At 34.6% G+C, this 14995-nt stretch carries 18 protein-coding genes, 1 pseudogene and 1 riboswitch; of the genes and pseudogenes, 4 read left to right on the forward strand and 15 right to left on the reverse strand.

Features of this window, described 5'->3' with window-relative positions; all coding sequences use genetic code 11:
- Window positions 1–15: 15 nt before the first annotated feature.
- From ACFWDE_RS05335 to ACFWDE_RS05355, 5 genes and pseudogenes are all read right to left on the reverse strand, one after another.
- Entirely contained in the window at window positions 16–966 is a 951-nt protein-coding gene (locus tag ACFWDE_RS05335) for a ribonucleotide reductase large subunit (protein ID WP_377890681.1), read from the reverse strand.
- Between the two features lie 382 nt (window positions 967–1348).
- Window positions 1349–2476, reverse strand: a pseudogene (locus tag ACFWDE_RS05340) (ribonucleotide reductase N-terminal alpha domain-containing protein); the annotation flags it as partial.
- Window positions 2463–2822, reverse strand: coding sequence for a class Ib ribonucleoside-diphosphate reductase assembly flavoprotein NrdI (gene nrdI / locus ACFWDE_RS05345; RefSeq protein ID WP_000959445.1), 360 nt, complete (start codon window positions 2820–2822; stop codon window positions 2463–2465). The gene nrdI and the pseudogene ACFWDE_RS05340, both read right to left, overlap by 14 nt.
- Before the next feature lie 478 nt (window positions 2823–3300).
- Window positions 3301–3618, reverse strand: a complete 318-nt coding sequence (locus ACFWDE_RS05350; protein WP_002201236.1) for a hypothetical protein — start codon at window positions 3616–3618, stop codon at window positions 3301–3303.
- Between the two features lie 25 nt (window positions 3619–3643).
- Window positions 3644–3838: an abortive phage infection protein gene (locus ACFWDE_RS05355; RefSeq protein WP_377890580.1), complete on the reverse strand. Its 195-nt coding sequence runs from the start codon at window positions 3836–3838 to the stop codon at window positions 3644–3646.
- A gap of 261 nt (window positions 3839–4099) precedes the next feature.
- On the opposite strand from ACFWDE_RS05355, the gene ACFWDE_RS05360 reads away from it, so the two are divergent.
- On the forward strand, window positions 4100–4678 hold the full coding sequence (locus ACFWDE_RS05360) for a GNAT family N-acetyltransferase (protein ID WP_377890582.1): 579 nt from the start codon (window positions 4100–4102) through the stop codon (window positions 4676–4678).
- Window positions 4679–4738: 60 nt separating this feature from the next.
- Here the strand turns inward: ACFWDE_RS05360 and ACFWDE_RS05365 are convergent, their stop codons facing one another.
- Both ACFWDE_RS05365 and ACFWDE_RS05370 read right to left on the reverse strand, forming a co-directional pair.
- Window positions 4739–5341 carry a histidine phosphatase family protein gene (locus ACFWDE_RS05365; protein ID WP_377890584.1) on the reverse strand — a complete coding sequence of 201 codons (603 nt, stop codon included), beginning with the start codon at window positions 5339–5341 and terminating at the stop codon, window positions 4739–4741.
- 81 nt (window positions 5342–5422) lie between these two features.
- Entirely contained in the window at window positions 5423–5581 is a 159-nt protein-coding gene (locus tag ACFWDE_RS05370; protein ID WP_377890586.1) for a hypothetical protein, read from the reverse strand.
- A 254-nt stretch (window positions 5582–5835) separates the two neighbouring features.
- On the opposite strand from ACFWDE_RS05370, the gene ACFWDE_RS05375 reads away from it, so the two are divergent.
- The gene (locus tag ACFWDE_RS05375) at window positions 5836–6021 is read left to right on the forward strand and encodes a YkvS family protein (RefSeq protein ID WP_001165081.1); all 186 of its coding nucleotides are present in this window, start codon (window positions 5836–5838) and stop codon (window positions 6019–6021) included.
- Window positions 6022–6076: 55 nt separating this feature from the next.
- Here the strand turns inward: ACFWDE_RS05375 and queF are convergent, their stop codons facing one another.
- The 4 genes from queF to queC are packed head-to-tail and all read right to left on the reverse strand — an operon-like array spanning window position 6077 to window position 8455.
- The gene (gene queF, locus ACFWDE_RS05380; protein ID WP_002117354.1) at window positions 6077–6574 is read right to left on the reverse strand and encodes a preQ(1) synthase; all 498 of its coding nucleotides are present in this window, start codon (window positions 6572–6574) and stop codon (window positions 6077–6079) included.
- Window positions 6575–6592: 18 nt separating this feature from the next.
- The gene (queE, locus tag ACFWDE_RS05385; RefSeq protein WP_377890590.1) at window positions 6593–7309 is read right to left on the reverse strand and encodes a 7-carboxy-7-deazaguanine synthase QueE; all 717 of its coding nucleotides are present in this window, start codon (window positions 7307–7309) and stop codon (window positions 6593–6595) included.
- The gene (gene queD / locus ACFWDE_RS05390; RefSeq protein WP_002011526.1) at window positions 7302–7793 is read right to left on the reverse strand and encodes a 6-carboxytetrahydropterin synthase QueD; all 492 of its coding nucleotides are present in this window, start codon (window positions 7791–7793) and stop codon (window positions 7302–7304) included. The genes queE and queD overlap by 8 nt, the downstream gene beginning before the upstream one ends.
- Window positions 7793–8455, reverse strand: coding sequence for a 7-cyano-7-deazaguanine synthase QueC (gene queC, locus ACFWDE_RS05395; protein WP_377890592.1), 663 nt, complete (start codon window positions 8453–8455; stop codon window positions 7793–7795). The genes queD and queC overlap by 1 nt, the downstream gene beginning before the upstream one ends.
- 93 nt (window positions 8456–8548) lie before the next feature.
- Window positions 8549–8592, reverse strand: a riboswitch (PreQ1 riboswitch).
- A gap of 208 nt (window positions 8593–8800) precedes the next feature.
- Between queC and ACFWDE_RS05400 the strand changes: the two genes are divergently transcribed.
- The gene (locus ACFWDE_RS05400) at window positions 8801–10009 is read left to right on the forward strand and encodes an ATP-binding protein (protein WP_377890594.1); all 1209 of its coding nucleotides are present in this window, start codon (window positions 8801–8803) and stop codon (window positions 10007–10009) included.
- Window positions 10010–10018: 9 nt separating this feature from the next.
- Here the strand turns inward: ACFWDE_RS05400 and ACFWDE_RS05405 are convergent, their stop codons facing one another.
- The 4 genes from ACFWDE_RS05405 to ACFWDE_RS05420 form a co-directional block, all read right to left on the reverse strand.
- On the reverse strand, window positions 10019–10135 hold the full coding sequence (locus tag ACFWDE_RS05405; RefSeq protein WP_377890596.1) for a DUF6254 family protein: 117 nt from the start codon (window positions 10133–10135) through the stop codon (window positions 10019–10021).
- A 181-nt stretch (window positions 10136–10316) separates the two neighbouring features.
- A complete protein-coding gene (locus ACFWDE_RS05410; protein ID WP_002149622.1) occupies window positions 10317–10850 on the reverse strand; it encodes a DinB family protein in 534 nt (177 codons plus the stop codon).
- A 139-nt stretch (window positions 10851–10989) separates the two neighbouring features.
- Entirely contained in the window at window positions 10990–12684 is a 1695-nt protein-coding gene (locus ACFWDE_RS05415) for a M3 family oligoendopeptidase (RefSeq protein WP_377890599.1), read from the reverse strand.
- 160 nt (window positions 12685–12844) lie between these two features.
- Window positions 12845–13291: a MarR family winged helix-turn-helix transcriptional regulator gene (locus ACFWDE_RS05420; protein ID WP_000203343.1), complete on the reverse strand. Its 447-nt coding sequence runs from the start codon at window positions 13289–13291 to the stop codon at window positions 12845–12847.
- 194 nt (window positions 13292–13485) lie between these two features.
- Here ACFWDE_RS05420 and ACFWDE_RS05425 point away from each other — a divergent pair, with 194 nt between their 5' ends.
- On the forward strand, window positions 13486–14982 hold the full coding sequence (locus ACFWDE_RS05425; RefSeq protein WP_002149626.1) for a DUF3149 domain-containing protein: 1497 nt from the start codon (window positions 13486–13488) through the stop codon (window positions 14980–14982).
- Window positions 14983–14995: the final 13 nt, after the last annotated feature.

Genomic DNA, 14995 nt, shown 5'->3' on the forward strand with positions numbered 1-14995 from the left:
GTCTCACTTTTTATATTAAACGGTACAAGCCACGCACTCTTCCACGCTTAATTTACGTGTTCTCGTATAATAAAGACTCTTCAAGCCTTTTTTATGTGCATAAATGTAGTAACGTGCTAACTCACGTGTTGAAATATCACTATTAACATAAAGAATGGTACTAATTCCTTGGTCAATATGTTCTTGAACTTCTGCGATTAAATCAATTAATTTAAACTGATTCATATCATAAGAAGATTTATAGTACCAGAACGTATCTTTTGATAAATACGGCATTGGATAATATGTTGTCGCATTCGCATACGTTCTTGATTCAATTTGACTTACGATCGGCATTACGCTTGAAGTTGCATTTTGAACGTAACTGATCGATTGTGTCGGAGCGATTGCAAGACGATATGAGTTGTATAAACCATTCTTCTGTACTTGCTCTTTTAAATTTGTCCAATCTTCTTTTGTTGGAATATGAATTCCTTCAAATAATTGCTGAACTTTTTCAGTTACTGGGCTGTAATCTGTCGTTTCATACTTTTCAAAGTATGTGCCGTTTGCATAATCAGACTTATCGAAGTCTTTAAATGTTTCGCCTTTTTCTTTAGCAATCTCCATACTTTTCTCAATCGAGTAGTAATTTAACATCATAAAGAATGTACGAGCGAATTCTTTCGCTTCAGCACTTTCATAAGCGATTTTATTTTTCGCTAAATATCCGTGTAAGTTCATTGCTCCAAGTCCAACTGAATGAAGCTCATCATTTGCTTTTTTCACAGTTGGGGCATTCGGAATGATCGTCATATCAGAAACAGCTGTTAAAGCTTCCATTCCCGCATGAACTGCTTCACGAATTTCTTTATTTTCCATTACGTTTACGATATTTAACGATCCTAAGTTACAGTTAATATCACGACGGATAATGTCTTCTGTACCATAATCATTTATTTCAGAAGTTTCTTGTAACTGGAAGATTTCTGTCTCGAATGTTCAACCGAGTTCGCTACTCCTCGGTCCGTTGCTCATGCAACTGCTGTATGTCACCATACAGGACAGACTATATCACCACCTACAGCATTACCTGGTTAGGTGCTCCGCTTTTCGAACGCCAATCGCTTGCGCTCTACTCCCAAATGGGATAGTCGTTAGGCTTTTACTTATCTTAATCTTTCAGAAAGTCTCTTATTACTTTATGTTGTTCAATAACTCTGCTATACAAAATAATAAGATACATTCTGAACTTTTATATTTTCATTCTAAGATAAGATTTAGCACGGTAGGTTACCTCAAACTTGAGGCTTTCCCCGTTTAACGGAGTTTTCGACTAGCATTTCTACTAGAAGGTGCTACATATTTAACACAAGTTCGACATCTTCACAGTTCCAATATCCTTCAGTGGATGTTGGTTATTTGCATTTGATTTAAACATTAAGTATGGGTAACCAGACTCAAGCTGAATCATAGCAATTTTAATAAGCATATCACGCGCACTAATATCTAGTGGCTTCTTCTTCACTTTCGGATTGCTCATTAATTCATCGTACATTTCGTCGATATCTATATCATCTAAATGTTTTCCGTACTCTTTAAATACTGTATAAGGCGCGAAAACATGGAAAGGTTCGTTTTTCTCAGCAAGCTCAAAGAACTTACTTGGAACGATAATTCCGATTGATAGAGACTGAATACGGCTCTTCTCATCGGCATTTATTTTTTTTGTATCAAGGAATTCAATAATATCCCAATGGAAAATGTTTAAGTATACAGCTCCGGCACCTTTTCGTTGGCCAAGTTGATTCGCATATGAAAACGAATCTTCAAGCAATTTCATAACAGGCACTACACCACTTGCGGCGTTATCAATACCTTTAATTTGCTCACCACGTGCGCGTAGCTTAGATAAGTTTAAAGCTACTCCACCACCGATTTTCGATAATTGCATTGCAGTATTAATGTTAAAGCCGATTGAATTTAAGCTATCGTCCATCTCTAACAAGAAACAAGACACCATTTCTCCTCTTCTGCTTCGTCCCGCATTTAAAAAGGTTGGTGTCGCTGGTTGGTAGTTTTGTTTTACAATCATGCTTGCGAAGTGTTTTGCCTTCGCAACATCACCGCGTCCTAAGTATAATGAAACAATTGCTACACGATCTTCATAGCTTTCTAAGTATTGTTTTTGATCATTCGTTTTTAACGCATAATCTTTATAGAACTTAGATGCTGCCATATAAGATTGGAACTCGAAGTTTTCACCATAAGCGATGTTATAAACTCCTTCTACTTCCTCCAAGCTATACTCGTCCAGAACGTTGTAATAGTAATCATGTTCTTTCATATACTCCATTCGCTCTGCCACGCTATTAAAATGAACGGTATTCTCTCTAGCTTCTTCCATAAAGACTTCTAATGCCTCTTTATCTTTATGAAGCTGATAAAAACCGTCCTGCATTTGCGTGATTTCATTATTCAGTTCAATGTGTCGCAATCTCCCGCACCCTTTCTTTAAAATATTCTACATCATTATTTGTTCCAGATAACTCAAATTTTGATACAATAGGCACTTCATATTTAGTAGAAATTTTGTCAGCACTTGCACCAAACATGTCTCCCCAATTACGATTGCCACTTGCAGATACGCCTTTTAATTTTTCATTATTGCGTTCTAAAAAGTCTAAAACACGTTCCGGTACATTTCCAAAACCTGTTGTATACGTAATAAGAATAAAGTCTTCATCTAATACTAGAGCTTCATCAATTTGAACGGCCGGCATATTTAATTTGTGGATGAAACGCTTCACGTTTCCTGTCATAGAATCATATGCAACTAACATTTCCGACCCTCCCTCTCCAATCTATATTCTCTGTATGTCGTTTCTTGATTTCTCTATATATTGTATTACGTTTCAAAATAAGACACAAGATATATGTATAAATTCTTTCTTTTTTTAACTTTTACTTTTCGACATGACCGTCGATTTTTTTCAATACAAAGACTATGAAACAACATTCTAAAACTCATGTCAATAAAGTGCTTTTCAAAAAAGTTGTCAACGAATTTAACCTTATTTTTTAAAAAGTTAACAATATTTTTTGTCATAAAACAGTAAATGCTGGAGTAATATATTTCTCCAGCATCACGCAAAAAAGAACAGACCTTAAACGATAATCTGTTCCAAAAAACGATTACATTTATCAATTTTACTTTATTAAATATTTATACATACTCTTTCGTTCCTCGTTACATACTAAAAGATAACTATTATAGAAAAAGATTATTATTATGGAACTTCAATTTATTTATGAAAAAAATTATTCAGGGTGCTCAATACGCAAAATATCTTTTACAAATATATGATGTGGATTCTCATCTTTATCAAGCATTGTACATACAGGAGCTTCTTCATCAAAGTATACAATCATTCCTTCTACGTACTGATATGTATGTTGAACTTGTACAGTTACTTTAATTTCTATTGCTTGCTCATATGCTCTTTTTATTTTCCGAAGCATTTTTGCTGAACATTTTCGTTTCTCTGGATACATAACCATTCCCATAAACCTATTCCCAGCTCTATCTTTCCACATGTAATCCCAATGTGGCAATATGCCTTGTTTAAAATCCCCCATAATTCTCCTCTCCTTTATCTTCTATTTATGAACGTGGTGTTTCTGAATATGCATAAATTACCTGTCCACCGCGCTGTGCGTTCCCGATAATATGTTTAAAATCTTCTCGATTTACAACAACTTCCCTGAACGTATAAAATACATCTTTCGTCGCAACATACTCCTTTATTTCACCATTTTTCAGCTGATCCAAAATTGCATTTGCTAATTGTTTATCCATGTATTTCACCTCTCTGTAATAGTTTATTTTATCGCATCTTCTATAGGTCGACAACGGTAAAATTATCCCGTTACTATTATGTAATTCACTTTCATTATTTTTATAGCTATATCACTTTATTATATTCGCACTAAATATCATATACTAACATAGCTACTTCTCTATATCAAACTTTTTGACGCTCTGTATAACAAAGTTCCAATCCACTGTTTGTTATTTTATTTTATGCTACAATATACAAATAGAACTAGGAGGGATACTATGATTCGGAAAGCAAAAAAGACAGATGCGGTAGGAGTTGCACCTTTACTGTATAACGCTCTGCACGAAATTGCTGAAAAAATCACAGGTAGCACAGTTGAAGCAAAAGTGATACTAGGACTTGAAACATGGTTCGCAAAAGAAAATAATCGATTGAGCTATGAAAACTGTTTAGTGGCTGAACAAGATGGAAAGGTAGTTGGAGTTATTGTCGTTTATCACGGTAGTGACGCTGAGCAACTTGATGCACCAATCGTACACCACTTAAGAGAACTACATGAAGACGAATCCATTACGTTAGAAAAAGAAGCTGAACTTGATGAGTATTATATTGACACGTTGTCAGTTTTAAATATGTACAGTGGACGTGGCATTGGCTCTAAATTAATCGATGCAGCTGAACTTCATGCAACTGAAAAAGGTCATGAACAAATTGCCTTACTTGTTAATTTAGAAAACAAACGCGCTTGTTCACTATATGAAAAACTTGGTTACAAAAAAGATAACATCGTTATGCTCGTTGGCGAACCGTATGCCCATCTAATAAAACCATTACGGTCATTGGTTTCTATATCTTAAAAGGACAATTCTTTTTTGCTTGTTATGTAGAGAAAGAGGCTGCCAAAGGGGCAGCCTCTTTTAAGTTAATTTTGTATTTAATACATTTCCATCCATCGCCTCATGAAATGTATACGTTGTACATCCCCATGGCTTCCTATGGAAAATAGGCGAACCAGACCACCCCATTGCCCTCAGTTCAGTCCCGATCATCGCATTAAAATAACTATGACCTACAAGGGCAATACGTCCATGTACGAGCGCATAGCGGTGCAACATATTAGCAGCTTGCCTTGCTCTTTCTCGTACTTCCTTATAAGACTCAACATCTTTACTATAACCAGCTATCCATCGTGTACGTCCAATAAACATCCATACATTAGGTTTACATTTCAACCATTTTGGAGCATAAAAACTCGTTGGAACTTCAGCTTCCCTAAAAAGAGGATTTTGCATAAAAGATAAAGAATCCGTTAATTCGGCTGTTGATCGCGCAGCACGCCTCTGATCACTCGTTACGACCAAATTCGCTGATTCAATCATCTCAATTGTTTCAATTGGTATAGGAGTTTCTTTTGCTGTAGTCCCTAAATCATATTGCTTCATCCATTCACGAAATGAAATAATTGTCATTGGCTCTATAGTACTGTCCAAACGACCATGACGAATAAAAGAAATTCGCATTCTTTCCACTCCCCATTCATCACTTACGAACTATATTACGTACTATTTCTTATTGCCATCATACCATGCATAAAAAGAAAGTTATATATCCCCACCACTATCATGTGTTATCGATGTGTGCACACCATCCAGTCCATCAAAATATGTAGTTGTTTCATGATGACGCACTTTCTTCAACTGTATATAAGAAAATAAAAATAATAAAATCGCTATAAAGCTCCCCACAACTTCAAACCTCATTTTACCGCCCCTAATTCCTCCCACTTTAGTAGGTTATTGTACCTTTCATTATACTCCTATATAAAGATGTATGCACTTTCATCATTCCTCCCCTAAACAATATTTTTTTACATATTTTCTTACAAAAAGTGAATATTTTTCGAATTTTTGCTTTGGAAACATTTACAAAGTAGTAAATATAGTTCAAAATAGGAGGAAATAAAAAAGCCCAAATTATTCTTTTTTTGGGAAAACTAGAACAAGGAGAGTTGCTTATGCAGATCGCAGAAACTGGAGATATCATTGAATTTAAAGGTGGAATGCAAGGCCGTGTTCAAAAGGTAAATCAAAACTCCGTTATTGTTGATATAACAATTATGGAGAATTTTAGAGAACTAGATATGGAACCTCTTACAGTTGTAAGTCATAAAAACTATACTGTCATCAATCAAAATGCATAATATAATAGAAAGAAAGGATCTGTATGTTATACAGATCCTTTCTTTCTATTATATATTAACGATTATCAATTGTTTCTGGATATAGATCATGGTTCATCATGCGGTAGTCTGCCATTTGTTCATACTTCGTTCCTGGGCGACCGTAGTTGCAGTATGGATCGATTGAAATACCACCACGTGGTGTAAATTTCCCCCATACCTCAATATAGCGTGGATCCATTAATTTAATTAAATCATTCATAATAACGTTCATGCAATCTTCGTGGAAGTCACCATGATTTCGGAAGCTAAATAAATATAGCTTTAAAGATTTACTCTCTACCATTCTTTGTTCTGGAATGTAGCTAATATAAATTGTTGCAAAATCTGGTTGTCCTGTTTTCGGACATAAACTTGTAAATTCAGGACAATTAAATTTTACAAAGTAATCACGGTTTGGATGGTTATTATCAAATACCTCTAAAATTCCCGGGCTATATTCAAATAAATATTTTGTATTTTGATTTCCTAATAATGTTACATCTTTTAAATCTTCATCTAATCTTCCTGCCATTTTAAACATCCCTTCTCATTATACCCCTCGTTTATTTCCCCATACTAACGCATGAAGCTGAGGCAGTACTTTCGCATCATTCATTTCTTTACAATTCACAGCTTTTTCAATAAGCCATTCATATTTTTCTAATAAGTTTTTTATAAGCACCGCATCATCCACTGTTTTCGTATCATCATTTCCTACTTGTAAGAAAAATGGTACATTCGGATAACACTCGTGCATCTTAACTGCATATTCAAAATCTTGATCATCGAATACTACTACTTTTAAACTAAAATCTTTCTCTGCTAGTTTATGAATAACAGAATCTAACATCTGAAAATCTGTTTGCATAGTTGAACTTGGTGGTTTTGGAGAAATCGTTACCTCATCAATTTGAAGCAACCAATCTTGCCATTTACTCCCTTGCGTTTCTACCGCTGTTCGCATTCCATTCTCCTTTAATATAGAAAGAAGAAATTGCATATTTTTCAGCAAAACAGGATTTCCACCCGAAATCGTAACATGAGAAAAATTTTCTCCACCAATTTCTACAAGCTCATTCCAAATGTCTTCCGGTGTCATTTGTTTAATTTGATCTTTGGCCGATCCATCCCATGTAAAAGCAGAATCACACCAAGCACAGCTATAATCACAGCCCGCTGTACGGATAAACATTGTCTTTTGTCCTACAACCATCCCTTCTCCTTGAATGGTCGGACCAAATATTTCTAAGACGGGGATTTTACTCATCGAGCATCCACTCCCGTCTTACTTCCGCATAACTAGTCGGCGTCTCAAAAAGACGAACAAATTCAACACGAGCTCCCTTGTATTCGTTCGCACGATTATCTTTCGTTAATGCTTCTGCCATCTTTTCATAGATCCAAACGACCATATTTTCAGCAGTCGTATTCATTTCTGGCAATGTTTCGTTTAAATAACGATGATCTAAATAAATTTCTATTTCATTTTTCCAAATCTCTTTTATATCTCCAAAGTCAATTGCAAGGCCTATTTCATTTACATATCCGCTAATTCCAAATACGACTTTATATGTGTGACCATGTAAATTTTTACATTTCCCTTCATAGCAGTGTAAATGGTGCGCTGCATCAAATGTAAATTCCTTGCTGACCATTACTCTTTTATTATGATATTTGAGTTGTTCACGCTGAATATCCTTGTCCATTTTTTGCAAATTTTCTACGATGCGAAATCCAAAAAAGTTATCCATTAGTTGCTCGCTCCTTCGCGTTCTTGTAGATACGTTTCTAATCCTGCTTTACGAAGTTGACATGCTGGACATTCACCGCAACCATCACCAATGATTCCGTTATAACATGTTAATGTTTTTTCTCTAACAAATTCAAATGCTCCAAGTTCATCAGATAATTTCCATGTCTCTGCTTTATCAATCCACATAAGTGGTGTATGAATAACAAACGGATAGTCCATAGATAAATTTAATGTAACGTTTAATGATTTCACAAACACGTCACGACAATCTGGATAACCACTGAAATCAGTTTCACATACACCCGTTACAATATGACGTGCTCCAACTTGTTTTGCTAATACAGCCGCAAATGATAAAAACAGTAAATTTCGTCCATCTACAAATGTTGATGGCAATTCACCTTCTTCATGTGTAATCTCCATATCCGTTCTCGTTAACGCATTTGGAGCAAGTTGATTTAATAAACTCATATCTAGTACCGTATGTTTAATTCCTAACTCTTTCGCGATTTCCACTGCACAATCAATTTCCAACTTATGACGTTGATTGTAATTAAACGTTACAGCTTCCACTTCTGCAAACTGTTGTATTGCCCAAAATAAACATGTTGTACTATCTTGTCCACCACTAAAAACAACAACTGCTTTTTCTTTTTTCATTTCACTCATTCTCCTTCTCTACTACGAATAAGAAGAAAGAACGTTCTTGAACTGTCACAATAAAAAAACAAAACAATACCTAATGATATTGTTGTTTCCATAGTTTTTTATAGAGGGAGTTCGCGAACCTCTCCCATGCAGTGCACGGAATTTCTTCTTTCATTGACAAAGATTATTGTAACATATTGTATACTACCAGAAAAAATTTCTGATTTTTTCCGCTATTTCATATTTCATTTCTTTCATTTTATAGTATGATTAATTTAATGTGAGAAGAGAGGAGGCATCCCACTGAAACTCTTTATTATTTATCTCTTTTTAAATATATTATCCATCCTTGTTACAATGCTTGTATATCATTTATTTTGGAATCAAAAAGGGAAACGCTCTCCTAAATTAAATTCAGCTATATTTATTGTATTATGTTGCCTCGCTACCATACTATGTATCACTTTCGCAGCAAAAACAAATTATGGATTTCAATTTGATATGCGTCATATCGTATTAATTGTCGGTACATTAACAGGTGGTCCTATTGCCGGTGCATCCATCTTAGCTGTATTAAACATATACCGCTTTTTATTAGGAGGGGTAGGTGTTTTCCCATCCTTTATCGCTTCGGTTCTACTATTCATTGTTCTACTATTAACATACAAACTGTTTAACCGAAGTTCTAATCGTATAAAAATAGCACTCGCTATCTTCTACAGCCTCATATTCGGATTTGGCTGGATACCATTTTTCCTTTCAGAGGTTACAAATACGGCAGATTATATACCACATATTATCGTGTACGAACTATGTACGATGCTTGGTACAATCCTTATTTTATATTTGCTACACATATTACAAACGCAAGTTCGTCTCCAAAATGAACTTATGAATGCTGAAAAATTTCATTTAATCGGTGAAATGGCAGCTTCCATCTCTCATGAAATTCGCAATCCTTTAACTTCAACGAAAGGATTTTTGCAACTTTTACAATCGGATACATGTTCTGAGGAAGAGCGAAAATTATATATCGACATAGCCATCAATGGTATCGAACAAGCAAATCATGTTCTTACAGACTACTTAACTTTTGCAAAACCGAGTATTGAAAAAGAACAACAATTACAAGTAGAGGACGAATTACTTCATGCGTTGTCTTTGATCACACCTCTCGCCAATTTAGCAAATGTTCGTATACATTACATAAAACAAAGTACATCCTTCTTTATAGCTGGTGAAAAGCAAAAGCTGAACCAATGCTTATTAAATATTTTTAAAAACTGTATTGAGGCTATGCCTAACGGTGGTGACCTTATTCTTACATTAGTTCCAGATCATAAGCATATACAATTATATATAAAAGATACAGGTATTGGTATGGATCAAGAACAAGTAAAACGCCTTGGATCACCTTTCTACTCAACGAAAGAAAAAGGGACCGGACTCGGAATGATGGTCGTCTTCAGCGTCATTCAAGCAATGGATGGAAAGATTGATATTATAAGCGAAAAAGGTACAGGTACAACTTTCTTATTAACTTTCCCACTCATACAAAAAACGTGATGAAGTTCATCACGTTTTTTCTGTTCCTTCAACTAATTCTGCAAAAGCTTTCACCTTTCCATGCGGCTTTTGATTTTCTTTCCGAGCTTTCCATTCACGCTCTTCTTCTCTCTTTTTCTTTGACATACTTTTCAACTCCTTTTTCTCTTCCTCATGTAGTATTCCAAAATAAGAAATAAAACTATGCATGAGTAAAAAAGGAAAAAGAAGCGGTTCGCCGCTTCTTTTCCTTTTTCCCGCTATTTGATGGCAGCCCGATTGTTGCGGACTAATAATCAGTGATATGCCCCTTGATTAAAGTTTTACTTTACCGCTGTAAAATTGCATGTTTCGCTTCTTTTAGCTGTGTAAGATGTCTTTGTTCGTGTAAATCCAAAAATTGAACCCATTGATATAAATTCAAATCATTAAAAATAGGATGTTTTAATCCATTTTCAAATAATTCTTTTTCATCTATCACACTATGAAGTGCATGAAATAATTCTTGTCGTGAATGTTCTAGTAATTGAATTCCTTGCAGTTTTTTCATTAATGTTTCTGTTGGTTTCATTTGTTGAGGAGCTTCTCGTTTATGTGTGCGATCAAGCGTAAGTTGGAGGTCTTTAAATGGAGCAAGTTTTCTTTCTTTTTTTTGCAAAGCATATACAAGGGCAGATGTGACAGACTGTTCAACTAAATGCAAATGATGCAAAATTTGAATAATACTCCATTTATCACGGCGTGGCTTTACATTCACCTCCGTATCATTTAACATTTCAATTTCTGATAACAGCGTGCTTCGTGTAGACTGTAATGAGTGGACTAAAGTTTCTAAACTAACATCCATATTAGATTGAAGCATAGTGCTTTCCCCCTTTTTGTTGGTGAAAAGGGGTGCTCCCCATTAGAAACACCCCCTAAAATAATTCTGAATTTTCTTTTATTATCTCATCATTTTTCCATTATGTCGATGTTAAACATGTGAAAAAAGTGCATGTTTTTTACAATTTTGTGTCGTCAACAGCACGTAACCACTCTTCAATTTCTGTAATTACACTTTTTACACACCCTTCAGCGAATGGTGATGTTAAATTTGCAACTTCTACTAATTCTAAGAATGATTTACTTCCACCTTGCTGACAAAGATTCACATAATCTTCCCAAGCCTCTTGTCTATTATCTCTTGCACGTTTCCAAAATTGCAGTGCACAAATTTGAGCTAACGTGTAGTCAATATAATAGAACGGTGAGCTATAAATATGGCCTTGACGTTGCCAGAAACCACCACGCTCTAAATAATCATTATCTTCATAATCACGATGTGGTAAATACTTCTTCTCTATGTTGCGCCATGCTGACTTACGTTCCGCTGGCGATGCTTCTGGATTTTCATATACATAATGTTGATATTCATCTACAGATACACCGTACGGTAAAAATAGAAGTGCTGAACTTAAGTGTGAGAAGTAATATTTATCCGCATCTTCTTCAAAGAATAACTTCATCCATGGCCATGTAAAGAATTCCATACTCATTGAATGGATTTCACACGCTTCATATGTTGGCCAATTATATTCTGGAATTTCATACTTACGACTTTCATATACTTGGAAAGCATGACCAGCTTCATGTGTTAATACATCAATATCACCAGACGTTCCATTAAAATTTGAGAAGATGAATGGCGCTTTATAATTCTCGATATATGTACAATATCCACCACCAGCTTTTCCTTTTTTCGCAACTAAATCTAATAAATCATTATCTAGCATGAAATTAAAAAATTCATCTGTTTCAGCTGATAATTCTTTATACATCGTTTTCCCGTGATTAATAATCCAATCGGCATCGCCTTTTGGAGTTGGATTACCTGTAGCAAACTCAAAGTTTTCATCATAATAAGCGAGCTTTTCTACACCAATGCGTGCTTTTTGTCTATTTCTTAACTCTGTTGCAACCGGAACGATATAATCTAATACTTGCTGACGATAGTTCGCTACCATTTCAGCGTTATAATCTGTACGATACATTCTTGCATATCCTAATTCAACAAAGTTTTTAAAACCAAGTGTTTTTGCGATTTTCGTTCTCACTTTAACAAGCTCATCATAAATACGATCTAACTCTTCCTCATTCTCAGCTAAAAATCCGTAGTATGCTTCACTTGCTGCTTTACGTTCGCTTCTTTCTTTTCCTTGCATAAACGGAATAAGTTGCGATAACGTTCTTTCTTCTCCTGCAAAGTCAATTTTTGCAGATGCTAATAACTGTGTATATTGTGAAGACAATTTATTCTCTAATTGTAAATCTTTCACTACTTCATCTGAATATGTTTTTAAATCACATTCAGCTAGAGCAAATAATTGCTTTCCATAATACGCTTCTAATTCTTCACGGAATGGAGAATTAATTAATGCCTTATAATATTTTGTTCCATAGCCTTGCACAACTGGTGAGTATTCATCAAAGAAATCTTGCTCTTCCTTATAAAAAACATCTGTCGTATCAACAGAATGACGAATGTAACAAAGGTTCCCCATTGTACCAAAATCATTACGAATTTCATTAATTGAATTAATTACTTGTTGTTGTTCTTCAAGCGTTTTTGCCTTATCGAACTTTTCTAAAGCAACAATAAACTTCTCTTTTAATTCTTCAATATTTGGCCGTTTATATTCATAGTCTTTAAATGACATGAACGAGCCCCCTCTCCATTATATGCATCATTACTATAATTCAATGCTTACTTACAAATCTCCTCTTATTCTTCAGCAAAATGCGGTAGATGATGTCATGAATATATACACACAAAAAAGCCTTGGATTTCTTTATCCAAAGCTTCTTTGGAACATATCATCATTTTTCATACTTTCCAATTTTTTTTAATAGATCAAGTAATTCATCCTTCTCATCCTTCGTTAACATTTCAAAAGACTGATGTATAACTTGCTCATGACCTGGAAAAATAGAAGCAATAAAGCTCTCTCCAGACTCCGTTAATTGCGCATAAATAACACGCCTATCATTTGGGCATGGAATTCGTTTTACAAGCCCTTTTTTCTCTAGCTTATCTACAACGTATGTAATGCTGCCACTTGCTATTAAAATACGCTCACCGATTTGCTGAAGTGGTTGGCCTCCTTTATGATATAGTAATTCTAATACAGCAAACTCAGTTGGATTTAATCCGTTACTTTGTATGGATTTATTTGTAGTATCCATAACAGAACGATGTACACGGGATAATGCAATAAATACTTTTAAAGATTGAGAAATGTCTTCTCGCTCATTATTTGATGTCATACCATTTCAACCCTTCACTTAAATTCTCCGCAACAAAAAGAAAAGCAATGTAGTACTTCATTACAATTTCCGAATGAATATTCACTCATCCCTTTTCCTCTCCCTAATATAATGCAAATGATTCTTGAATAAAAACATGACAATTTTAACATAGTTTATATATAATGATAATAAAAAAAGAAGGAGTACCAAATTTGAAAGTCAAATTACAAAGTATAGTTTTTTACATACTGCTTGTTATACTGCCAACGATAGGGATTGGTGCCACATTTTTTTCGTATCACACTTATCAAATGAAACAGGCAAACAAACTATCTGCTCATACTGTTCTCTTTTTATATAGAGACTATTTAGACCATCACCTTGGTGAAGCTATATCTGCCTTAGAAATGCTCGCAAAAGTCGTAGGGACCGAAACTGGGAACATCAATGGGATTAAACAGATTGTACATGATACCGATGGAAATGATGAACGTTTTTCCGGTCTATATTACGCTACGACAGATGGGATGATTACAATCGCATCTGAAGGTGAATCAACGCATGTTGATGTCTCTGACCGCCAGTACATTCAAGATGCATTACAATCTAAGAAAACAACTGTATCATCAGTTATTACAGATCGCGTTCTTGGGCATCAAGCTATTATGATTGCTTCGCCAATATTTAATAAACAAAAGGAACTCTCTGGGTTATTGTTAGCTAGTTTACGCTTTGACTACATTTCATCCTCTTTAAATGCTATTAAACCACAATATCATTTCGAAGTGACTGATAAACATAATGTAGTTTTTCTAACCGATGATAATAATGAATCAAGTGATGAGCATTCTAACATGCTTACTACCCCACTCCAAAGATTAAACTGGAAGGTCTCTGTTTCTCCATTACCTATTCATCAACAAACCTTATACCAGTTAGTTTCAATAGAATGTATAGCTACTTTATTTTTAATGTCTATTTTATTTTTACTTGCTCAATATATGTTATTAAAACGGCAAACAAAACTAGAAAGACAACAAAATGAACTACAGAAGATTGAATTGGTTGGAACTTTTGCGGCTAGTACAGCTCACGAAATCCGTAATCCCCTTACTGGAATTAAAGGACTCGTTGCACTGTTAAAAGAGAAATATAAAAATGAACAGGATCAGTTCTACTTTTCAGTAATTGAACAAGAAATTGAACGTATTAATGAGATTGTAAGCGAATTTCTTATTCTTGGAAAGCCAACTGCCATCATTGAACAAACATATGATGTAAGAACGATTCTTAATGAGGTAGCAGTAATTATTCAATCTGAGGCGAATTTGCATAATATTATATTCCATTTACATTTGCCAGACCACCCTGTTCATATACGTTGCTCAAAAGACCATATGAAACAAGTGGTTTTAAACATTACAAAAAATGCAATTGAAGCTATGGCTTCTGGTGATACATTAACCATTGTAGTAACAAACAACGAAAAACACGCACAATTGCAAATTATTGATACTGGAAAAGGGATTCCAAAACATATTCAAAAACACCTCTTTCATCCGTTCTTTACTAATAAAGATACTGGAACAGGTCTTGGGCTTGTTATATGTAAACGAATTGTAGAGATGTACAATGGGCATATATTTATTGATAGTAAAGAAAACAAAGGAACGACAGTTCATATAGAGATTCCATTACACATAGTATAATTATCCTTATCCT

Origin of the sequence: Bacillus sp. NPDC060175 (assembly GCF_042728695.1) — a bacterium.
GTDB lineage: Bacteria > Bacillota > Bacilli > Bacillales > Bacillaceae_G > Bacillus_A.